The organism is Proteus sp. MB838 (assembly GCF_054767435.1).
Window position 1 is genome coordinate 1 of the sequence record NZ_BAABMO010000029.1, and the last position, 23,594, is coordinate 23,594.

Below are 23,594 nucleotides of genomic sequence, written 5' to 3' on the forward strand. Positions count from 1 at the left end.
ATTATACGTATTATGGTTTTTATATGGGTTAAAATAAAAATAATTCAAAATTATCCTTTACAGTAAACACCCTTAATATTTTTATGTGGTTTGTAACCAAATTATCTTTTTAATTAAAAATTATTATGTGTTTTTTCTGAAATATCGTTTTTTTTGGTGCTATTTTTTGAACAAAATTTTTATATTAATTTGTTGATTTTAAACGTTTATTTTAATTATTGATTTTTATCAAATCGCTATCCTTATGAATTCAAAAGAAAATGATCTATGCCAATAAACGACATTTTCATTTGTTTAGATGTTGTCTTAAAGGGGGAAATTCCTTTTTTACACGAAAAAAGAGAAAATTGTGTATATAGCAGAAAGATAAATTATATAAAAATATTAATGTTTGCAGAGAGGCAAAAATACACTTTATAAGAAATAAGTATTTACACTTAGGATTAAAGGATTATCTAATTTTGAATTTTTAACAAAATGAGATCATTGTTAAATGGTCATTTAACAGCTTAATATAGCAAATATTTACCCTAAGTTACAATAACTGATAAGAAGTTCTTTTGTTTAAATATGTGGTTTGCGGAAGGTGGCAAAAAGCTATGCTGGCATGTTTTTAGTAGAACATTAGATGTTCTATAAATTAAGAAATGTATTATAACCATATGATATAAAATAGTTTTTATCATTTATTCTTCTTTTTATGGTCTTTTTCTATTTGGATTCTCTTTAATAAGAGAACAAGAAAAAATATAAATAAATAATAATCCATAACTGAAATTATAATTCAAATTATAGTAAATAATAATTGGAAATTTATTTAAATTTAATAAGTACTCTAACGCTAAGTGTTTATGCTTATATAAATTAATTAACAAATGTTTAAAATTAGATCGAGTTCTATTACTTTATGAAAATCATGTAACTAATTGTTTCTATTAGTTTTAATCTGTGTCATTTTGTATTAATTAGAATTTATTGAGATTGCTCAATATTTTTTGTAAAAATGTAAAAAATGTTCTATTAACGAGGTTAATTCACAAATTTAAATAAATTAGACTGAAATTTATTGATTATTTTTTTGTCAATTTGATATATTTATTCGTAAATTATTGCATTGATAGAATATAAATCTAATGCATGAGTAATTCTAAAGATAAAAAAAGACTATATTTATATTTAATATATTATAACCTATTGATTAATATTGGATTTGTGACTTATCCTAGGTATTAATAACTAGTGAGAGTAAAGGTGTAAGTTATTATTGTCATTTTTTGACTGGTTGAAAGTGTTTAAATGCGTAGTATATTATTTACATATGATAAGTGTTGTTATGAATTGTAATACTCTTATCAAGTCAAAATATTATTTTAATAAAATTAAAAAAGGTGCCCATGATATTATATTTTTTCATATATTATTAATGATGGCCCGCACTATTATAAATTAGATATCAATCAAAGTGAAAAGCGAGAACATATTATGAGTAACAAGTATCCAGTTGCTTACGCTGTTGGACAAAAAATAAAATCATTAAGAAAATCTCAAGGTTATACCGTATTTCAGTTAGCAAAAGAAATCGATATTAGTGAACAGCAATTATTTCGCTACGAACGTGGAGTTAATCGTATCGACATTGATTGCTTAGTTAAAGTCCTTGATGTGTTAGGCATTAATATAGGTAACTTCTTTGAAGATGTTATGGGGGGTATGGTTGATGTTCCTGAGAATAATGAACAACATATCCCAGCTCATTTCGACAATAAGGCTCTTTCTATTTTCTGATTGCAAGCTTTTAATTAGAAAGTTAGCTAGTATACAAATAATTAGATAAATAAGATGATTCTTATGAGAGTGTTAATCTAATTATTTAATAATAAGAATTATCTTATTATTAATTTACGCCTTGAATCTAAATAAAATGCCCTTAATGGGCATTTTTATTTTTTAACAGTAATAAGAATATCTAAATTATTCCATTAGTATAATAATATTGACTGTTACCTATAACATATCTTTTTTGTTGCTATTTCTACTGTTATTTATGACTAAAATTTTTTATATAAAAGATTGGTTAATTATATTTTTTAATATATAAAAAATTTCAGTAAAAATAAAATTAAAACTAGCTAGTTCAAAAAAACACTAATTTAGTAGAATATCATCATAAAAAGATTCATTTTTAGAAAATTAAGCTATATCAATTTTGTTCTGTTAATAATAAATAAAAAAATCGTAGTGAATAGGAGAATAATCTGTATTTTTACGTATCAGTGATCTTAGCTAAAAATACCAATACGTAAAAATGCCTGCTCGATAAGCAGGCATGAGGATATTAATAATTATCAACAAGGGATAATCAATTTTTTGTTGTTGTGCTTTCACCATGTTTTTGATGTCGATGATGCCCATCAATCATGCTGTGGAATGTTTGTGTAAAGGTATCGCCTAAAGTACATAAGTAGAAGTGTGCACAAATAAACATGAGTGCAACGATGCCTAATATAAAGTGTACTTTTAACATCCAATAGCCATAACCTAGGACTTCAGGGTATAAGCATAGTACGCCTGTGATAAGAAGTAGTGGAACTAACCCAAACATAACACCTAAGTAAGCAAGTTGTTGGAGAGGGTTAAATTTATCTGTTGCAGTCGCGGCAAAAGGATGTGGTTCACCTTTCATAATACCATAAAGATAAAAGCGAGCTTGCTTGATACAGCGTCCAATTAATCCTTGTGGTCTGACTTTGTAATGTACACCATTATTTGTGGTTAGGTTAATTACAACAAAACCTATCCAAAAAGCGATGAGAATAAAACCACAGATTTTATGTAGTAGTACCATCGATGGAACATTACCGATAGAAAAATGGCCTAACAATCCACTGATTAATAGAAGAATGAACAGTAAGGCATTACCCCAATGCCAAAAACGAATGGCTTTAGAGTATAAGTAAACACGCTCTTCTTCATAGTGACCACTTTGCTTAGGTGCCAGTGCATAACGTAAAAAACCATGTAGCACCAATATGGCTATCATGGCGACAATGATCAAACCTGCTGCAATTAACCATACAGGCCAGTAATCTGGCGTATAATAGAGTTCGGCTCCCCAGATACTTGTCATGCTTTATCTCCCTGATGGATCTCTTTACGGCGGAATAAATTTGGTTTTCCGACATTATCTAATTGGTATTGATAAACGGATTTCTGTTTGATCCAAGCTTGGATCTCGGGTGAGTCAATGCGACCAAATGCCAATGCATCAGTTGGACATACCGTTACACAAGCGGGTAACTCACCTTCTGTTAGTCGAGTATCAGCACAGAAATTACATTTATCGGCAATGTGTGTTAATGGATTGATATATCGAACGTGATAAGGACAAGCACCAACACAGTAATCACAGCCAATACAGAGCTCTTTTTTAACCTGTACAATGCCATTTTCATCAATAAATGAAGCACCTGTAGGGCAGACAGAAACGCAAGGCGCATCTTCACAATGTTGACAGGAAACTCGGAAAAATTGGTAATGTGGATCTCCTGCCTCATCATTATGAGGGCCTTGAATTTGTACTTGTAGTCGGCTGTATCCTTCAGGAATATCATTGATGACTTTACATGCTACGGTACAAGCTTGGCAGCCAATGCAACGTTTTTCATCGTGCAGCATGACAAATTGTTTAGAGTTGCTATTCGTCGTTATTTTTTTCCTTAAGCCAGACTAATTTTGACGCCTGAAGTATGTACATCAGTGCCTGAAACAGGGCTAATTTCATGAGGTAATAAACTACTGCAGTGGATCCCATTTGTGGTTGCTGGCGTTTTTTCGCCGGTCTTAGAGCCTGAACCCATATAGACAAACACTGTGTCAGGACGAATACCTGTGGTAATTAAGGCATGGGCTTTTTCTTTGCCTACGCTATTTTCTAAAATGATCTCATCACCATGCTTAATTCCATGACTTTTTGCAGTATCAGGATGTAACCAGACAGGATTTTTCCACATTAGCTCTGCTAATAAAGGTACATATTGAGTCGCACCATTGGTATGTACTGCGACTTTTCCTTGGATAAAATAGAGTTCATCTTTTTGTTTTAATGGGAAGTTATGGAAACGAGGAATACCATAATTCTCTAATAGACTTTCTAACTCTTCCGAATAGATCTCAATAAGACCACTTGGTGATTTAAAAGAAAGAGATTTTTCCATCATATTGTTACTATCAACATGTTTGATAGCATCTGGGTATTGTGCAACAAAGGCTTTTACATAGGATGGTTCACGTAAAAGTAGCGGAATACCATAAGATAAATAGCCTTTTTGGTGGATCTCTTTATAGAGATTTTCATCCCCTTTAACTTGATAAAGTTGACGAACTCCCATGTTTTCCCAAGGATAATAACTTGCTAACCCCAGTTTTTTTCCTAATTCCATCCAGATTAACCAACTTGGTTTAGTATCACCAATAGGTTCGACAACTTGCTGTCTTAATGCATAAGCTGGATTTAAACCAGAGACATCAGAAATCTCTTCATCTCTTTCTAAATAAGTGCTTTCTGGTAACAGATAATCTGCATAAGATGCACTTTCACTTAAATACACATCACAACTGACAATTAAGTCGAGTTTTTGGGCTGTTTTTTCTAGATCAGGTCGGCAACTTACTGTTTGAAATGGATTATGGCGTGACATAATCCAAGCTTTGGTTTGGTAAGGTACACCATGGAGTGTGGAGTCAATGATAGATTGAACAATACCGCCGCCTTTATTGATATATTTAAATTGAGGCGCTGTAGCATCGACGCGTTTTGCCGTAATTTTAGGCATGCCTTTAACGGTTGGTTTAGCTAATTCAGGGGCAACGTCGATACCCGCTAATTTATTATATTTTGCAGCAGCTTTCTTTTGATACATGCCACCTTCACGTTCAATATTTCCCAGTAGGGCGTTGAAGGTGAAGATCATTCTGCGCATATTAATTTCATCTTTATTAAAGGTTGCGCGATGGCCTGGCATGACTAATGCGTGAGGAGCTTTAGCTGCAATTTCACGTGTTATGCGAATAATATCTTTTGCGGGAACATCAGAGTGAGCTTGTGCCCATTCAGGCGTGGTATCTTGTAATACTTCCACTAATTGAGGGAAGCCGACAGTAAATTTTTCTATAAAATCTTTATCATAAAGATTTTCTTTTACCATAATATGACACATGGCCATTAGAACAGGTAAGTCGCCTCCTGGTCGGATAGCAAACCACTCATTTGCTTTACTGGAAACAACAGACAATCGAGGATCAAAACTGACTAATTTTGCACCACGCTCTTGTGCCGTCATTAATTCATAGGTTTCTGCAACTTCAATTCCTTCATAAAGATTATGACCAAAAGAAAGAATATATTTAGAATTTGCGAGATCCATTTTTAAATCACCACCCATCATTACCGATGCAGCAATGGCTTTGCCCGCAGGACAAGTTGATGCATGCGTAAAGGTGTTTGGTGACCCAAATGCCGCCGCTAAATGAAATAAATGAGAGGAGAGAGAGCCTGATTTTGATGAGAAAAAGATACTTTCAGCACCATAATGTTGTTTGATGCTTGCCATCTTTTCGGCAATTTCTGTATAAGCTTGTTCCCAGCTAATAACTTCCCATTCTCCGGCACCTCTAGGGCCTTTGCGTTTCATGGGCTTTACAATGCGTTTCGGATCATAAATAAGGCTAACACCACTGCCTCCTCTCGCACAGACTCGAGTTTTTTGATGTGGTGAATTTCGGTTACCTTGGATAAAGACAGTTTTGTTATTAACAACCTGAGCTTCTATAGGACAACGGTAAGAACACATCTCACACAAACTTGGTGTTAATTTAGACTGACCCTTAAGAGATGCTACTGGATTAAGTGCGAGGGCCCCTGGTGGTAAACTTCCCACCGTACACCCAACACATCCTATACCCATCCCCTTAATAAAAGAACGACGACTAATACTCATATAACCTCCAGTTTCTTCTTATAGCTAAATATTATATACAGTTGGTTAAATAAATATTTGATGGTGTCTTCAATTTATTCATTAATAAGTGATGAGTTAGTTGGAAATAATAAATAATAGCAACAAAGAAGTTAATAAATATCATAAAATAATTTAACAAATAGAGACAAACTAAAATGATAATTATTTTCTTCTAAGGTATTAGTTAGGGGCTGGTTATTGTTAAAGGAAATGAATTAAGAGTTTTATAAAAAAATAACCATGCCTTTAATATTCATATGGTTATAGGAATGATTTATTCTTTTAAAGTGTATCTATAATATATTATTAAGGTAAGAAAAAATATTGATATAATTTTCAATCGATATGTATTTTTATATATATCGTTGAGGGGTTTAATTGTAATTAAATTGTTATTGAAATAAAGACTAAACAAGTTTTTTAATTTTCTTAAGCTAAAGAAGCTATTTTATTATATTTGCTATAATGTCTTATTTTAATAATGAAATATCTATAAAAGATAGAATTAAATGTCAATTAAGATTTAATTTATCTAAGAGGTAGATAATTATGCCATCATAAAAAAGATAAGATAAATTATAATATATTATTCATTATGTATAATTTTTAATTAATTATATTAATGGTTATTGGGTTGTATCTAGGGTGTCAAAATACGCTACTATTGAGTCGAGTAAATGTAACAATTTCACTTTTGTGTGAAATATTAAAGGCAATACAGATAGATAAGAATTGCCTTGTCCAGAGGTATGTTAGCGGGTTAGTTCAGCATAACGACTAACACCAATATCAATAACAGCGGATAAACTCTCGCATGCCATTTATCCGGTATACGTGATAAAAAACGTTCAGCTATTTTTAATCCTATCCATGTACTACAGATTAGAATAACGGCTGCTTTTATCCAAATATAGCCAACAAATCCAGCGCTATCCCCTAACGGGGTAGTGAAAGACAATAAGATATAAGTGAGTGTTGCCGTTAATGCTAAAGGGAATGTCAATGTGTTTGCCATGGCAGCCGATTGAGTCATTGACATACCTCTACGGCGTAATAAAGGTACGGTCATAACACTTCCACCTACACCTAAAAAAGCTGCAATAATGCCAATAATAGTGCCAGTTAACGCTTCTTTTTTGTTGGTTACTTTTTGTATTTCTTTGCGTGGCGCCATAAATCCGGGGCGAAAATAGCAATCTAAGATAGTCAGAAATAGATAACCAATAAAAATCCATCGGATCCATTCACCTTGGACGGATGAGGCAAGTAAGGCACCGAAGATCCCACCGAATGCAATCCCCCAAAATAAGATCATAATTAATTTCCAATCTATTTTTTTCGCCTTATGGTGTTTTAGGGTCGTAATAATAGCGGAAAACAGCATAATGAGCGCAGAGGTAGCCACAGCAATTTGCATAGCATGTTCACCCGCTAAGCTATCACCTGTCCAAAGTGTAAGAATCAAAGTATAGAGTAGGGGCACAGTAACAAAACCACCGCCAAAACCAAATAACCATGTAGTAATACCTGAAATTAAGCCAAAAGAGATTAGCCAAAGTATCATTTAAATTCTCCTGTCCATAACAGGTGATATAAGCTACCGAATATAGATTTGATTTACTTCTGTGGTGCAGACAGTGAAATAGGAATTTAGGCCAAATTATCGACAATAAAGGTTATTATTTTTGATAAGGCTTTATTAAATCACCAAACTCTCATTGGGTGTTGTTAATAAAGAACCTATTCTTTATAGCAAGAATAAGCAGTGGGTAAAATGATAGGTTGTTATAATTGGCGTTCCCTACAGGAATCGAACCTGTAACTAGCCCTTAGGAGGGGCTCGTTATATCCATTTAACTAAGGGAACATTTTGCGAGAGGGTGCTTAACTGTTTCTCAGTGTCCGTATAGTACCGTTTTTGTGGTGGAGGGATCAAGGTATTTAGTCATTGAGTTAGCAAGGTTTATTTTGTAATCAATGATAATACTGCCTTAATAGCTATTTCTATATTTTTATATTGTCACAGTAGATCGTAATAAAAATGATAAATATAAAATTAGTAGGTTAATTGAATGAGTCATAAAAAATTAAAGCAATAAACGGGAGGGGAATAAAATAAAGAAGGCTCCTACCCGTTTAATGTATACAAGCTAATAGCTTGTTAATATAGTGAGAGTGTTTTTGTTAAACTTTTTAAACACCGAAAGAGAATGTTAATACGGCCTCACCAATAAAATCGAGTCCATTACTAATATCTATCGCTTTTTTAGCTAGCTTATCACGAGAAAGAATAAATGTATGAGATGATATTCCTGGTATAAATTTTGTGGTAAAGATTTCACCTGAGACTAATTTAAGAGATGCGGCGGATACATCCTCTTGTTGCTCTGATGTCCACCCATGAATATTATTTTTAACTAAGACAGATACCCCTACTTCAGCTGTTTTAGGTGTTGCTCGGCTTATAAAAGCCGTTTTTCCGTCAACAGTTGCATCTTTCCAATTAAAAAATGAAGCCCCAACAGCTTTATCTGGGTTGGCTTTATCAACTAAGCGAAACCAAGCACTATCAAAACTAGTATTATAATCAAGATCTACATCACCATATGTGTCAGTAGGTATAAAAGTCAAATAAGTTTTAGCATCACATTCAATACTGATGCTTGTTTCTGGTTTCATATCCACATATTGATAGTTTGAAGATTGTGGTATCAAGCTTGGCGATATGCGGCCATAGTCAAAGACAACTTCTGTATTGTTAGAACTATTGATTGTACAAGTTGGCGGTTTTATATCCCCATTGATCTGTAATTGAGCCGAAGGTGTTACAGCTAGCGCTGATGTTGATATAGCCGCTAGTAAGGTAAAATAGAGAAAATTCTTTTTCATTTTACTCTTCCTTTTCGTGAATGAATAATGAATTATTAAATTAGAGGATTATGATACCCCTTTTAAATTATTATTTAAGTTTTAAAATTAAGTATTTTCTTTTATTTTAGTCTGTTTAATCAAATTATGATGTTATTGAAAATATTTTATTATTTTTCATCTAATTTAGAATATCAAAAAATGTTTTATTTAAAATGAATCGTAAAGCTATTGTTTAAATTCTTATCATAAAAGTATAATCATTTCGTTAATGGTTATATTGTTATTTCTGCCCATTTTAATAATGAGTAATGAAAATTTTAATGCTTTTTGATTTTATATGTAGTGGGGCATCAAAAAGAGATTATTAATAATGGCTTACTTATAATGTGATATTTATTACTCATTTTGTTTAAATGTTAAATTCAAAAACTAAATGTAATAGTAGCTTGCTCTATATAATCTAACTTCTTCAGGAGTATCGATATTTTATTTAGAGGTTTTTTAATTATTTTATATATCAATAAATTACATTACTTTTTGCTCCTCTGGTTTCTAAAGTTACACTAAAGTTTTTTCCATGTGTTAGCTTTATTTTCTACAAACAAATCTGAAACTGTAAATGTTAAAAAAGTATCTACATTACAGGATGTTTTAATATCGCTACGTTGAGAGCCTAATGCATACTTAGCATTTTCAGGAATAATTGATAGTGTATGTTGATGGCTTGATATCTCGATTAATTTGTAACTTAGCTGAAGGTATCTGGTAAAACTTGATGATATAATGGGTCGGCAAGGAAAAATAGAGAAATTTTTCTTCATTATATCCTAATATCGAAAATGATAATTTAGCTATTGATAGCCTAATCATGATATCTTTATTTTATCTATTTATGACTATCTTTAATTTATTCTAAGTTTGCTTATTATAATTAAAAAATATTGATAAATTATTTTTATGTTTTATTTGGATAGGTAAATTTGTATATGTATCTTTATGTTTTTTTATTTTTTGATATAAAGTGGATGAAACTAACAAATAAAATAGCGTATTTTTTATATAGATAGATACTTTAAGGTAAGAAAATTCTTAGCTTGATTATTGCGAATTACTTCTTCTTTGAACTATGTAACTATAGGTGTTTTGCATAAAAAACAATCTAAAATATTTTTGTTAATCGGGCATAGTTAGCTCTATTGGATAAAAATAAATCCCGAATGTTCTTATAAGATTAAAAACGAATAACAGTATCACTTATCGCCTATTGACAGTATTATATGTAAAGATGATGAATAGTGACCTATGCTCTGATTATCATAGGACAGTTAGCGGAGAACATTATGAAGTATCGCCTGTGCGGTGTTGCTCTTTTAGTAGCTTTACTTTCAGGATGTGCAAGCACACCTAACAATGGTGACAGTCGTTCTGATCCCTTGGAAGGGTTTAACCGCCAGATGTTTAATTTTAACTATTATGTTTTAGATCCTTACGTATTACGACCTGTAGCCGTAGTATGGCGTGATTATGTTCCACCACCAGCACGTAATGGACTATCGAATTTCTTAGGTAACCTTGAAGAGCCAGCAAGTATGCTAAATAGCATCTTACGTGGAGATTTTGAAAAAGGGGCTAAGCATTTCGGACGTTTTTGGATCAATACCGTATTTGGTATTGGTGGTTTAATCGATGTTGCAGGAATGTCTAGAGAATCAATGGAAAAAGAAGTTCCTGTAAGGTTTGGTAGTACGTTAGGGCATTATGGTGTGGGATATGGCCCTTATGTGGTATTACCGGGCTATGGCAGCTTTACAGTGCGAGAAGAGGGGGGCGATTGGGCTGATGCCACCTATCCAGTACTGAGTTACCTCACTTTCTGGATGTCTGCGGGTAAATGGGCCCTTGAAGGTATTGAAACGCGAGCTCAATTATTAGATTCAGATGCAATTTTACAAAACTCATCTGATCCATATTTAATGATGCGTGAAGCCTATTTCCAAAAAAATGATTTCGATGCTAATGGCGGGAAAACAGGTGAAAATCCAAACGCAAAAGCGATTGAAGATGATTTAGACTCTATCGATTAATCTGTTTATCTGGTTGTTTAAATAAAAAATGGTCTTTTTTAAGACCATTTTTTGTATTTAAAGTAGCAAATCAGCTTAGAAGCGATAGTTAAAGTTCATACCGTATAACCATGCTTTACCTGATGATTCAAATTCATAAGCCGGCAATGGTAAGCTTTCAGATAGCTTCTCTTTAATCGTCACTTTCTTACCGTGCATATAGGCTAAACCAACATCCACAGACATATCTTTATTAAATGCGTAGGTTGCCCCTGCACTTAACCAGAAGCGATCTTGGTCAGGGATCGAGATAGAGCGTTTATCCGCAGGAACAGGACTATCATCAAAGGCAATACCGGTGCGGAATGTCCAATTATCATCATGGTAATAAGTGGTTCCTAATGCAATACGCCATGCATCACGGAAGCCTTCTTCTTTGTTGAAGAGTTGCTGGCCATCACTTTTACGTGTTGCTCTTAACTCTTTAAACTCACTCCAACTGGTATAAGCTAAATTATAATGGACAGCCCATTTAGGGGCGACACGGTGGTAAGCGGCAAATTCCCAAATCTCCGGTAGGTTAAGATCAAGTTTACCTTTGATTGTGCCACCTTCGGTACCTACGATGGTATTGCCACCAGGAAGAGGGATCGTTTTTAAGTCACTTTGATAATCACCATCTTTAAATTTCACTTTTACTTTAGAGCGATAAGTGAAGCTGATACGGTTATCTTCATCAAACTCATATAATAAACCGGCGTTCCAGCCAAAGCCCCAAGCATCCCCTTTTAATTGTGCAAAGCGATCACTTGGCGATAAGCTTGATAAATAACGGCCTAATCCCTGATAGTTAGTATCTGGATGTTGAGATAAGGTACCACCCAATAGCTTACCGGCTTCACCTACATGGCGGGTAATTTCAGCATCAGCATAGAGCGCATTTAAGCCTAAACCGACACTAAATTGTTTATTAACTCGATAACCTGCACTTAAATTTAAGTTCATGGTTTTTAAATCAGTTTTGCCGCCAATTAAACCAGCAGGGTAATCTTTTTTAAAGTCGGTAGCTAAACCAAAGTTAGTAGTACCTGATGCACCAATTGCCCATTTATCGTTGATAGGCGCAACAAAGTGGATATTGGGGACTAAAGCACTTGGGGCGATATCGCCGGCATTAGTGCTGGCGCCAGAGAGTGGGGATTTACCTTTAATATCAACACTGGGATTAATATGGATAGCACCGACGGAAAACTCAGGACGATCAAACATGGTCAATGCGGCAGGGTTTCGACTACCTACACTCGCATCATCTGCAATAACGCCTTCTCCTGAAAAAGCACGACCTAGTGCTGAAGTTGAATATTCATTTAACTGAAAACCGGCAGCGCTTGCATAAGAGGAAAGTGTTCCTACAATGGCAGCGAGAGCTGTGCGAGTAAACAGGTTTTTACGGTTCATGACCTAAACCCTCATAATTTTTTTAAATAAGTAACTTCTGATTAGAAGCGCTGGATTTTAGGTGCGGTTGTCGCTATGACAAATCAGACCAGTTGCTTAAGTATAAAGATGAATAGTGGTGATGTTGCAAGTTTGTTTTATATATATTTCCAATTTGATTTAAAATTTGGGATTTAGTTAACATTAATTTTACATTAAATGCCAATAAAGATGGTTTTGTTTATTAAACAAACAGTAAAATCAATTTTTTTTGTAAAATTGTAGGTTAATTTGAGCTAACGCAGGTTATTTTATTTTTTTGCTATTATGATAGATAATTAACACTTCTTTTGTTGGGAGACTAAAATGGCAGACGCAATTAATCGTTGTAATGCAGAAGAAACAGCTGCTTGTTGTTGTGTTGATGTTGGTACTATTATCGACAACAAAAATTGTACCGCATCTTATCAGCACGTTTTTGCCGATAAGGCTCAAGCTGAAGCGATGTTAAATGAGCTAACAGCTAAAGCTAATGCCACTGCATCTGAACCTTGCCAAATTAAACATCAATTTGCTGATGTCGAAGGTGGCGTTCAATTAACCGCTGATTTTACTTTCTCTTGTGAAGCAGAAAATCTGATCTTCCAATTAGGATTACGTTAATCCTTTGAAATTAAACTTCTTCAAGGCTATTGAAATTCAGTAGCCTTTTTTATTTTTTATCATTATTTATTCCTTCCTTTTATTGTTTTCTTCGAGTTACAGCTAATTGAATGAAATAATGAGCGCTAACTCCCACTTCTTATAAAATGATGTTTCTGATAAGTGAAAATTTTGTTAACTCTATTAATCAGGTCAGACCTCTTTGGTGTTAGGAATTCATTTTGTCAGGAGTCGTTATGAAGTCATCAGCGAGCAGTACCATAAAAGATCGTGTTGCGATTGTCAGTGGATTGCGTCTCCCATTTGCTAAACAAGCAACCGCTTATCGGGGGATCCCTGCGGTTGAGCTGGGGCGCTCGGTTGTACAAGAATTAGTGATCCGTAATGAAATTCCTCCTGAAATTATTGATCAACTGGTGTTTGGTCAAGTAGTACAAATGCCTGCCGCACCGAATATTGCCCGCGAAATTGTACTTGGCGCAGGGCTAAGTGTAAAAACAGATGCTTATAGTGTAACCCGTGCTTGTGCAACGAGTTTTCAGGCTATTGCTAATGTGGCTGAAAGTATGTTGGCAGGTCATGTTTCAGTGGGTATTGCTGGTGGCGCAGATTCATCTTCTGTATTACCGATTGGCGTGAGTAAAAAATTAGCCGATGTCTTACTCAGTTTAAGTAAAGCGAAAACATTAGGGCAACGGCTTAGTTATTTAAGTCAACTACGCTTTGGTGATCTGCTACCCGTTGCACCCGCAGTGGCTGAGTATTCCACAGGTTTACGTATGGGGGATACTGCTGAGCAGATGGCTAAGACTTATCATATTTCAAGAGTTGCGCAAGATGAATTAGCGCATCGCTCTCATCAATTAGCGGCCAAAGCGTGGGAAATGGGAAAATTAAATGACGAAGTTATGACGGCATTTTTCCCACCCTATAAATCAGGTTTTCATCAAGATAATAATATCCGAAAAAATTCTGTACTTGATTCTTACGCAAAATTGAAGCCCGCCTTTGATAGGCGCCACGGTAGTGTGACAGCGGCTAATAGTACGCCTCTTACGGATGGTGCTGCTGCTGTGCTAATGATGAAAGAGTCTGTTGCCAAAAGTTTAGGCTATCAACCTTTAGGTTATCTACGTAGTTATGCTTTTACCGCCATTGATGTCTGGAAAGATATGTTGCTGGGGCCTTCTTATGCGACTCCGTTAGCACTATCAAGAGCCGGCCTTACTTTGAGTGATTTAACACTAATAGATATGCATGAAGCTTTCGCTGCTCAAACTTTGAGTAACTTAACCTTATTTGCAAGTGATAAATTTGCTCAAGAGCAACTTGGACTGTCAAAAGCAATAGGTGAAGTTGATATGGATAAATTCAATGTTCTTGGTGGCTCTATTGCTTATGGACACCCCTTTGCTGCAACAGGGGCGAGAATGGTGACTCAAACATTACATGAACTGAAACGCCGAGGTGGTGGCTTTGGTTTAACAACAGCTTGTGCTGCGGGCGGATTGGGTGCAGCGATGATTTTGGAGGTGGAATAATGGCGACTCAACAAAGGATACAAACCTCATCAGAGAAATCACCGGTATTCCAGTTTTCAGTGCGTCCCGATAAGGTAGGAATTATCACCATTAATGTTGTAGATGAAAAGGTCAATACACTGAAAGCTGCTTTTGTTGAACAGTTTCAAAATGTATTAAAACAGGCTCAGCAACATTCAGGTGTAAAAGGATTAATTATCACCTCAGGTAAACCTGATAATTTTATTGCTGGTGCTGATATATCAATGATTGCAGATTGCAAAACCAAAGAAGAGGCCACCGCATTAGCAAAAGCAGGACAAGATCTTTTTACTCAATTAGAAAATTATCCTTTGCCTGTCGTCGCAGCCATCAATGGCGCCTGTTTAGGTGGAGGATTAGAACTAGCATTAGCCTGCCATGGGCGAATTTGCTCCGATAACAGTAAAACACGTTTAGGCCTTCCGGAAGTTCAATTAGGATTACTACCAGGTTCGGGGGGAACCCAAAGATTACCACGTTTAATAGGGGTTACGATCGCTTTAGATATGATCTTAACTGGACGACAAATTAATGCCAAACGGGCTTTCAAGCTTGGCTTAGTTGATGACGTTGTACCACAAGCTATTTTATTAGATGTTGCAGCCCAATGGATTTTAACAGCTAAAAAAGCTGCTAAAAAACAGACTATTATGGAGCGTTTTTGGGCAAATACCACATTAGGAAGAAATATCCTCTTTGATCAAGCTAAAAAGCGCACTTTAGCTAAAACCAAAGGTCATTACCCAGCGGCAGAGCGTATTCTTCACGTTATTGAACGAGGCTTAGAGAAAGATATTCAAACAGGTTTTAAAGAAGAAGCTAATGCGTTTGGTGAATTAGCCATGACCCCGGTTTCATCTGCATTACGGCATCTCTTTTTTGCCTCAACAGCATTGAAAAATGAAACAGGATCATCTGCAAAGCCAGATAACTTACACCATATAGGTATTTTAGGTGGGGGGTTAATGGGGGGCGGTATTGCTTTTGTGACAGCAACAAAAGGTAATTTACCCGTTAGAATTAAAGATATTAGTGATAAAGGTATTGCGCAGGCACTTAACTATAGTTGGAAAGCGTTATCAACTAAGGTCAAGAAAAAACGGCTCTCTGCTCGTGAACGCCAAAGACAAATGGGGTTATTATCAGGGACATTGGATTATAGCGGTTTCCATCAAACTGACCTTATTGTCGAAGCTGTTTTTGAAGATTTGGCTTTAAAGCAAAAAATGGTGGCTGATATTGAAGCCTTAGGTGAAGGCAAGATCATCTTTGCTTCAAATACTTCTTCTCTTCCTATCCATAAAATTGCTGAAAAAGCACAATATCCAGAAAAAATAATTGGGCTGCACTATTTTAGTCCCGTTGAAAAAATGCCCTTAGTTGAAGTGATCCCTCATGAAAAAACGGATGCTAAGACAATCGCCACAACCGTTGCTTTTGCTAAAAAACAAGGCAAAGTTGCCATTGTGGTAGGAGATAAACCCGGTTTTTATGTCAATCGAATTCTCGCCCCTTATATTAGTGAAGCCTTAACCTGTTTGGTTGAAGGGGAAACGATAGAGAATATTGACAAAGCATTAGTTCAATTTGGCTTTCCAGTCGGCCCCATTCAACTTTTAGATGAAGTGGGAATTGATATTGGTACTAAAATAACGCCTATTTTAGTCAATGAGTTTGGTGAGCGTTTTGCATCTCCTCCTGCGGTGGATGCGATTATTGCGGATGACAGAAAAGGGCGTAAAAACGGTCGTGGTTTTTATCTCTATAATCAGCATGCCTTACCTTTCTCTTTAGGAAAAAATAAAAAGCGTGCAGATCCGATGATTTATCGCTTATTACAGGTTAAACCTAAAAATCAGTTATCGGCTTCAGAAATAACTGAACGTTGTTTATTGCTTATGCTTAATGAAGCAGTTCGTTGTTTAGATGAAAACATTATTCAACAACCTAGGGATGGTGATATTGGTGCTGTTTTCGGTATTGGTTTTCCTCCCTTCTTTGGTGGGCCATTCCGGTATATAGATAGTATGGGAACAACAAAAATAGTCGATAAGCTTAATCAATTAACTGAAAAATACGGTGAAAAGTTCCAGCCATGTGAGCGATTAGCGGCAATGGCCAAGTTAAATGAACGATTCTATAGCTAACTATCTATTCTATAATGCGATGAGTAGAAAGGATGATTAAGGCGCTTATGCGCCTTTTTTTGTATCTGTATAATTGATGTGCAGTTCACACATTGGGCGAGGGTTTATGGGCGTTTTTCGCTAAATTAAGCTCTGATTAAACAAGGTTTTATTATTAATGAAAAATCGGCTCATAAATGTTAATGATAGCTGAGTGAAAAGTGTTTTTGGGGGATAATAAACGCCAATGGTATATTCTAAAGACAGTTTGTTTTAATAAGAGATTAAATATAATTTTTTGGTGTTAAAATATACCAAATAGAGCAAATTTACTGGATAAAATAGCGTATTATTTGTTAGGGGTTTTTGGTCAAAACTAGATATTTGTTATTCTTACTTGCTTTATGTATTGATACCCTTAGAAATGATAACAACAAATTAGGTTTATATTGATTATGCAAATTTTTATTATGCGCCACGGTGAGGCTACTTTTGATGCGCCCAGTGATGCACTACGATCTTTAACAGAGCGTGGTGAATATGAATCATTAACCATGGCGAATTGGATGACACAGCAAGAGCATAGTATTGATTATGTTTTAGTTAGTCCTTATTTGCGGGCACAACAAACACTGAATGTTGTGCAACAAGGCTTAGTATTACCCGCTAAGATAGAAACCGATGAAGGGCTTATTCCTGGGGGTAATCCTGATCATATTGCACATTATTTAAGGGCATTAGGGGAAGTGGGATATCACAATATTCTAGTTATATCACATCTACCTTTAGTGGGGTATGTCGTGGCAGAGCTTTGTCCAACAGTGAGTGCTCCGATGTTTTCTACCTCAACGATTGCTTGTGTTGATTTTGATTTATCAACAGGCTCGGGGAAATTGCTGTGGCAAGTCTCCCCAGCAAACTTAAAACAAATTACCGAATAAAGTCTATATGTTATTTATATTGTTCTGATTTATTCGGTGATGTTAACGACGCGCAATATCATCATTTTCGACTAACAGCAATAGTGCAGCATCACCTCCCCACTCTTTTGGTGCTTGATGAAAAGCAATAATATCAGGGTGTTGAGCTAACCAAAGAGGGGTTTGCTGTTTTAAAATATGTTTACCATGCCCATGCATAATACAGGCACAATACACATGCTCTCTTCTACAGGCCGCGATTAAGGCACCAATTTCTTGTTTGGCGATTAATTGTGTTAATCCATGTAAATCTAAAAAAAACTTTGGTACATAATCACCACGACGCAATTTTTTTAGCTCGTACGCATTTGCTCCTTCTCTTAAATAACGCATCGGGCCTTCTGTTGCCAAGTTAGGTTGAAACTCATCGGAGAAATAGTAAGAAGCATCTATTTGCTCTTGCTGTAATCGCTCTGTTGGATAATGAGTCACTTTTTTTCGCGGTGTTTTGTGGCGTATTTTATCTTGTGGGAGCTTTTTGGTGCCTTTTATCATCTCCTGAAATAATTCTATTTCTGAAGGAGGTAATATGAATTTTTTGTTCATTTTTAGCGTTCTTCATCATTGCTATCATCTATATCTATAAATAATAGTACCTTAAATATAAAGGGAGATAAAAAACTATTGTTAAATAGATGAAACAAAAAAGCAGGGGGGATCCCTGCCAAAATAGTCACATAGCTAGCAAATAGATTAATTAGTGCCCTGATGTTTCTGCACGTCGACAAGCTTCAAATAAGAACCAAGTACGACGCTCTGTTTCATCGATCCAATTTTCAATTAAGCTTGCGGTAGAGATATCGTTATTTTCATCACAGACAACATGTGCTTTTCTCAGTTCTGCTGCAAGTAATTGATTATCTTGACATAGCTCAGCTAACATATCTAAAGGCTCAACAAATTCAGCATCATTATCTTTAATACGTTGCATTTTTGAGATCTGGCCTATAGAGCGTAATGTCATGCCACCAATTTTACGTACACGCTCGGCAATAGGATCTGTCATGGCAAAGAGCTGATCACCTTGTTCATCTAACATTAGATGATAGTCACGAAAATGAGGACCGCTCACATGCCAGTGGAAGTTCTTTGTTTTTAGATATAAAGCAAACACATCCGCAAGAATAGCATTCATCGCTGCACTAACTTCTTTTGTTGCTTTAGGTGCTAAATCTGTAGGGGTAGATAGAGGACGGGTTTGGAGTTTATGTGCATCATTAACTTCAGCAGGGGTTAGTTTTTTACTGCTCATTTTCATCTCCTAATAAATCGAAAAAGTATTATTGAGAGAACAACATCGTAAACAGAACAACCAATTGCAGAACAAGATGTTATTGATATTACTGACTGTTCAGTTCAATAATAAATCACATGTAAATAAGTATGGATCGATTTCTTATAATTACTAGTTAAAGTGATAAATATAATTATTTGTTCTGGTTTTTTGTTTGTTGTTAGTTGATTGTATGGTTTTTGTGTGGTTAATTTGGTTTATCTGGCTAATATTGAATTTGTTTCGTCATAAAGATAAAACGAAATGAATTTAATAATATTGTCTTTTTTTATTATCTAACGCTGATTTATCACGATCTTCATGGCAAACTACAGACTTTCTATTTCGTCAGATCCGTCAGAGGACAACAGTTTTGGATATCACAGCAAAAGAAGAAGCCGTAGCTGATTTAAGCACGATCTTAGATATGTTACGTTGGGCTATGAGTCAGTTTAATTCATCAGATATTTATTATGGTCATGGTACGGATAACGCATGGGATGAAGCGTTACAGCTTGTTCTGCCTACACTGGCTCTTCCTTTAGATATTCCTGATGCTCTTTTATCAACCAAACTTACAACCTCTGAAAAAATGGAAATCATTCAACTTATTGAGGTTCGTATTGAACAAAAAATTCCTGTGCCTTATTTAACGCATCGAGCGTGGTTTTGTGGACATGAATTTTATGTTGATGAACGTGTCTTGATCCCTCGTTCTCCCATTGGTGAATTGATTAATAACCATTTTGCTGGACTGATTGGGCAAGAGCCAACCCGTATCCTTGATTTATGTACTGGCAGTGGATGTATCGCTATTGCTTGCGCCCATGAATTTCAAGAAGCAGAAGTCGATGCAGTCGATATTTCAGCTGATGCATTAGAAGTTGCCGAGTTTAATATTGAAAATCATGGTTTAATTCATCGTGTTTATCCAATGCAATCTGATCTCTTTGAGGCAATTGTTCCTACACCATACGATATTATCGTGACGAATCCACCTTACGTTGATGCTGAAGATATGGGGGACTTGCCTGATGAATACCATATCGAACCCGAACTCGCATTGGCTTCTGGTGTGGATGGCTTAGATATCACCAGACAAATTTTACTAAAAGCGCCTGATTATTTAAGCGAAAAAGGCATTCTTGTCTGTGAAGTCGGTAATAGCATGGTGCATCTTATCGAACAATTTCCTGAAGTTCCTTTTACTTGGCTTGAGTTTGAAAAGGGAGGCATTGGCGTCTTTATGTTAACGCGTGAGCAACTTGTCGAATTTTCAGATAGCTTTGCTAGCGATAAACGTTGATGTCAATGTGATGAAACGGTAGATTGTTATGGTTGCAAATAACATATTAATAACATCACACAGTCAGTCATAAGATAGGAATTGAGGGATGGCGGGAAACAGTATCGGGCAATTATTTAGAGTAACCACTTTTGGTGAGTCTCATGGCACAGCGTTAGGTTGCATTGTGGATGGTGTTCCTCCCGGACTACCTTTAACGCAAGCGGATCTACAAGTTGATTTAGATAGACGTAAACCGGGAACTTCACGTTATACCACACAACGTAGAGAGCCTGATCAAGTGCGTATTTTATCGGGTGTTTTTAATGGTGTAACAACGGGAACCAGTATTGGTTTATTAATAGAAAATACGGATCAGCGCTCTCAAGATTATAGCGAAATTAAAGATGTATTCCGCCCAGGGCATGCAGACTACACCTATGAACAGAAATATGGTTTACGTGATTATCGTGGCGGGGGACGCTCTTCTGCTCGAGAAACCGCCATGCGTGTCGCAGCGGGTGCTATTGCCAAAAAATACCTTAAACAAAAATTTGGTATTGAAGTAAAAGGTTACTTATCTCAATTAGGGCCGATTAGTTGTGAGTTAGTTGATTGGTCAATTGTAGAAACCAACCCATTCTTTTGCCCAGATCCTTCTCGCCTAGATGCCCTTGATGAATATATGCGAGCGCTAAAAAAAGAGGGTAATTCTATAGGTGCCAAAGTTACCGTGGTTGCAGAAGGTGTACCCGCAGGATTAGGCGAACCCGTTTTTGATAGACTTGATGCCGATTTGGCTCATGCGTTAATGAGCATCAACGCAGTAAAAGGCGTTGAAATCGGAGATGGTTTTGATGTGGTGACCTTAAAAGGGACTGAAAACCGCGATGAAATTACCAAAGAAGGTTTTAGCAGTAATCACGCGGGAGGGGTATTAGGTGGCATTAGTAGTGGTCAACCTATTATTGCACACATTGCTTTAAAGCCGACTTCAAGTATTACTATTGCTGGTAAGACGCTTAATCGACAAGGTGAAGAAGTCGATATGATCACCAAAGGGCGACATGATCCGTGTGTCGGTATCCGAGCTGTTCCTATTGCAGAAGCTATGATGGCTCTTGTGTTACTTGATCATGCATTGCGTCAACGGGGTCAATGTGGTGATGTTATTCCTCCATTAATGCAATGGTGATCTTAGCTTACATCAATAATACAGCGAATAATCTGTAGTAAGTTTGCTATGAGTTTTTAAAGGTGTGAGCGCCTTATTATTCTATGCTCAGATAGTGTTACTGTTTTTATTTAAAATAATCAAATAAAGCAGTAACACACGCCCCTCATTTCTGATATTCGGATAGATAAATGGATTGGCTATTTTCAGATGGCATCTACCTTCTACTCTTTTTTGTTGCTGTATTAGCAGGCTTTATTGACTCTATTGCTGGCGGTGGTGGGTTGATCACTATTCCTGCCTTGCTCTCTGCGGGGATATCACCCGTACAAGCGTTGGCAACAAATAAGCTTCAATCAGTGGGCGGTTCTTTTTCAGCCACACTCTATTTTATTCGTCGTCGCGTCATTGATTTAAAAGCACAGCGCTTTGCCATTTTTATGACTTTTATTGGTGCTGTTTCTGGTGCGATGTTAGTACAATTTATTAATCCTGAATTACTAAAACAAGCGCTACCTGTTCTTACTATCGCAATCGGTCTCTATTTTTTATTAACACCATCTATCGGGGCTAAGGATAGTAAGCAACGTCTTGGCTATTATACTTTCGGGGTTATTATTGGCGGTGGTATTGGCTTTTATGATGGTGTTTTTGGTCCTGGAACGGGATCTTTTTTCGCTTTAGGTTATGTCATGTTACTTGGTTATAATCTCTCAAAGGCGACAGCACATGCTAAATTACTCAATTTCACCTCTAATTTTGGCTCTTTGCTATTTTTTATTCTTGGTGGACAGGTAATTTGGACCATAGGTTTAGTTATGTTATGCGGGCAGTTTATTGGTGCTCGCTTAGGTGCAGGGTTGGTGTTAACCAAAGGACAAAAATTAATTAGACCAATGCTGGTCATTATCTCCTTTTTGATGAGCATCAAACTCATTCATGACAATCATGGTGATACTATTGCACTTTGGTTTTCTGCACTTTTTAATTAGGAAAGATAATTTTTAAATGTCAGCACATCATTATCAGCAGTTAATTGATATTTTTAATCAATGTTTTAGCGATAGTTACCAAACACGTTTAGTTAAAGGTGATAACGAGCCAATTTATTTGCCTAAGAGTGAAGAGATACCTTATCACCAAATCATTTTCGCACATGGATTTTACGCGAGTGCATTACATGAAATATCGCATTGGTGTATTGCTGGGGACGCGCGTCGTCAGCAGGTTGATTATGGTTATTGGTATTGTCCTGATGGGCGAGATCAAGTGACTCAAGAGCAGTTTGAACGAGTTGAAATCAAGCCTCAAGCTCTTGACTGGTTATTCTGCCAAGCAGCCAATTATCCATTTAACGTGAGTTGCGATAATTTAGACGGGGATTTTGAGCCAGACCGTTACCAGTTTAGAAACAAGGTGAGAGAGCAAGTATTAGCTTATTTGCGCGATAAAAATATCCCGCCACGTGCACAGCTATTTATTAATGCGTTACATTTGTTTTACAATACACCTGAGTTAACGCCGGAACAATTTCCTTATCAGGAAAATCCCCTCGTTAATTAAGGATGACGAGATAAACTATCCTCGTCTATCCACTGCGCAGGTTTTAGTAAACCAATAAAGCCTGAGGTAATAAGGTTGCTATTGAAACATCGAGTGACTTAAATCTGATAGCAACATTATATATTGAGGATAAATAATGCTTTCTGAGTATGAAACGTACTTATTAGATAAAATTGATAGCCGTGTTGAACATGCTACGGATGATGAATTATTTGCTGGTGGATATTTACAAGGCCACATCACTTTAGCGATTGCGGAGCTTGAGCAAGAAAACAATACGCAATTATCAGCATTAAAATCCCGTGTAGAAGAGAGCATTCAAAAAGCTATCAAAGCAGGAGAGCTTTCTCCTCCTGATCAAATATTGGTTTTATCGACGTGGCATGATTTAGTTAACTCGATTAATTAGTATAAATAACCTATATTGAGAACAACCGATATTATCGGTTGTTTTTCTTTGATTGCTAACGATTAACCACATCGAAAACCTTGTTTAAGACAGTTGAGCTTGAAAAAGAAAGGATTTTATACAAAAATTCTCCTTACTATTTATCAATTGTTTTTATTTGATTTTTCAAAG

At 35.9% G+C, this 23,594-nt stretch carries 19 protein-coding genes and 1 tRNA gene; 11 read left to right on the forward strand and 9 right to left on the reverse strand.

Going from position 1 to position 23,594, the window contains the following annotated elements; translation table 11 throughout:
* The first annotated feature begins 1,482 nt into the window (after positions 1-1,482).
* Positions 1,483-1,785: a helix-turn-helix domain-containing protein gene (locus tag ACYUCW_RS12730; RefSeq protein ID WP_004243781.1), complete on the forward strand. Its 303-nt coding sequence runs from the start codon at positions 1,483-1,485 to the stop codon at positions 1,783-1,785.
* Positions 1,786-2,359: 574 nt separating this feature from the next.
* Here ACYUCW_RS12730 and phsC read toward each other — a convergent pair.
* The 6 genes from phsC to ACYUCW_RS12760 all read right to left on the reverse strand — a co-directional run bounded on the left by phsC (position 2,360) and on the right by ACYUCW_RS12760 (position 8,906).
* On the reverse strand, positions 2,360-3,127 hold the full coding sequence (phsC, locus tag ACYUCW_RS12735) for a thiosulfate reductase cytochrome B subunit (RefSeq protein ID WP_004248413.1): 768 nt from the start codon (positions 3,125-3,127) through the stop codon (positions 2,360-2,362).
* Positions 3,124-3,675 (reverse strand): 4Fe-4S dicluster domain-containing protein, encoded by a 552-nt coding sequence (locus ACYUCW_RS12740; RefSeq protein ID WP_151252924.1) that lies wholly within the window; start codon positions 3,673-3,675, stop codon positions 3,124-3,126. Before ACYUCW_RS12740 ends, phsC begins: the two co-directional genes overlap by 4 nt.
* A gap of 41 nt (positions 3,676-3,716) precedes the next feature.
* Complete coding sequence (gene phsA, locus ACYUCW_RS12745; RefSeq protein WP_196559085.1) at positions 3,717-5,996, reverse strand: thiosulfate reductase PhsA; 2,280 nt, start codon at positions 5,994-5,996, stop codon at positions 3,717-3,719.
* A gap of 781 nt (positions 5,997-6,777) precedes the next feature.
* Positions 6,778-7,581, reverse strand: coding sequence for a sulfite exporter TauE/SafE family protein (locus ACYUCW_RS12750; RefSeq protein ID WP_017827876.1), 804 nt, complete (start codon positions 7,579-7,581; stop codon positions 6,778-6,780).
* 228 nt (positions 7,582-7,809) lie between these two features.
* A tRNA-Arg gene (locus tag ACYUCW_RS12755) sits at positions 7,810-7,884 on the reverse strand.
* Between the two features lie 326 nt (positions 7,885-8,210).
* On the reverse strand, positions 8,211-8,906 hold the full coding sequence (locus tag ACYUCW_RS12760) for a fimbrial protein (protein WP_004243775.1): 696 nt from the start codon (positions 8,904-8,906) through the stop codon (positions 8,211-8,213).
* A gap of 1,322 nt (positions 8,907-10,228) precedes the next feature.
* Here ACYUCW_RS12760 and mlaA point away from each other — a divergent pair.
* On the forward strand, positions 10,229-10,972 hold the full coding sequence (gene mlaA, locus ACYUCW_RS12765; RefSeq protein WP_004248410.1) for a phospholipid-binding lipoprotein MlaA: 744 nt from the start codon (positions 10,229-10,231) through the stop codon (positions 10,970-10,972).
* 75 nt (positions 10,973-11,047) lie between these two features.
* Here mlaA and fadL read toward each other — a convergent pair whose 3' ends face one another.
* On the reverse strand, positions 11,048-12,409 hold the full coding sequence (fadL, locus tag ACYUCW_RS12770; protein ID WP_004248409.1) for a long-chain fatty acid transporter FadL: 1,362 nt from the start codon (positions 12,407-12,409) through the stop codon (positions 11,048-11,050).
* Between the two features lie 345 nt (positions 12,410-12,754).
* Here fadL and ACYUCW_RS12775 point away from each other — a divergent pair, with 345 nt between their 5' ends.
* From ACYUCW_RS12775 to sixA, 4 genes are all read left to right on the forward strand, one after another.
* Positions 12,755-13,051 (forward strand): YfcZ/YiiS family protein, encoded by a 297-nt coding sequence (locus ACYUCW_RS12775; protein ID WP_004243769.1) that lies wholly within the window; start codon positions 12,755-12,757, stop codon positions 13,049-13,051.
* 236 nt (positions 13,052-13,287) lie between these two features.
* Positions 13,288-14,592, forward strand: coding sequence for an acetyl-CoA C-acyltransferase FadI (fadI, locus tag ACYUCW_RS12780; RefSeq protein WP_004243765.1), 1,305 nt, complete (start codon positions 13,288-13,290; stop codon positions 14,590-14,592).
* A complete protein-coding gene (fadJ, locus tag ACYUCW_RS12785; protein ID WP_020945936.1) occupies positions 14,592-16,760 on the forward strand; it encodes a fatty acid oxidation complex subunit alpha FadJ in 2,169 nt (722 codons plus the stop codon). Before fadI ends, fadJ begins: the two co-directional genes overlap by 1 nt.
* 434 nt (positions 16,761-17,194) lie before the next feature.
* Entirely contained in the window at positions 17,195-17,680 is a 486-nt protein-coding gene (sixA, locus tag ACYUCW_RS12790; RefSeq protein WP_049203530.1) for a phosphohistidine phosphatase SixA, read from the forward strand.
* Positions 17,681-17,722: 42 nt separating this feature from the next.
* Here the strand turns inward: sixA and smrB are convergent, their stop codons facing one another.
* Together smrB and ACYUCW_RS12800 are read right to left on the reverse strand one after the other, a co-directional pair.
* Entirely contained in the window at positions 17,723-18,265 is a 543-nt protein-coding gene (smrB, locus tag ACYUCW_RS12795; protein ID WP_460408742.1) for an endonuclease SmrB, read from the reverse strand.
* Positions 18,266-18,416: 151 nt separating this feature from the next.
* Positions 18,417-18,971 (reverse strand): Dps family protein, encoded by a 555-nt coding sequence (locus ACYUCW_RS12800; protein ID WP_004250672.1) that lies wholly within the window; start codon positions 18,969-18,971, stop codon positions 18,417-18,419.
* Positions 18,972-19,419: 448 nt separating this feature from the next.
* Here ACYUCW_RS12800 and prmB point away from each other — a divergent pair, with 448 nt between their 5' ends.
* The 5 genes from prmB to ACYUCW_RS12825 all read left to right on the forward strand — a co-directional run bounded on the left by prmB (position 19,420) and on the right by ACYUCW_RS12825 (position 23,423).
* Entirely contained in the window at positions 19,420-20,298 is an 879-nt protein-coding gene (gene prmB / locus ACYUCW_RS12805; RefSeq protein ID WP_046334445.1) for a 50S ribosomal protein L3 N(5)-glutamine methyltransferase, read from the forward strand.
* Positions 20,299-20,386: 88 nt separating this feature from the next.
* On the forward strand, positions 20,387-21,472 hold the full coding sequence (gene aroC / locus ACYUCW_RS12810; protein ID WP_460408744.1) for a chorismate synthase: 1,086 nt from the start codon (positions 20,387-20,389) through the stop codon (positions 21,470-21,472).
* A 170-nt stretch (positions 21,473-21,642) separates the two neighbouring features.
* A complete protein-coding gene (locus tag ACYUCW_RS12815; protein WP_004243750.1) occupies positions 21,643-22,443 on the forward strand; it encodes a sulfite exporter TauE/SafE family protein in 801 nt (266 codons plus the stop codon).
* 16 nt (positions 22,444-22,459) lie between these two features.
* On the forward strand, positions 22,460-23,014 hold the full coding sequence (locus ACYUCW_RS12820) for an elongation factor P hydroxylase (RefSeq protein WP_004243749.1): 555 nt from the start codon (positions 22,460-22,462) through the stop codon (positions 23,012-23,014).
* Between the two features lie 136 nt (positions 23,015-23,150).
* Positions 23,151-23,423, forward strand: coding sequence for a YfcL family protein (locus ACYUCW_RS12825; protein ID WP_004243748.1), 273 nt, complete (start codon positions 23,151-23,153; stop codon positions 23,421-23,423).
* Positions 23,424-23,594: the final 171 nt, after the last annotated feature.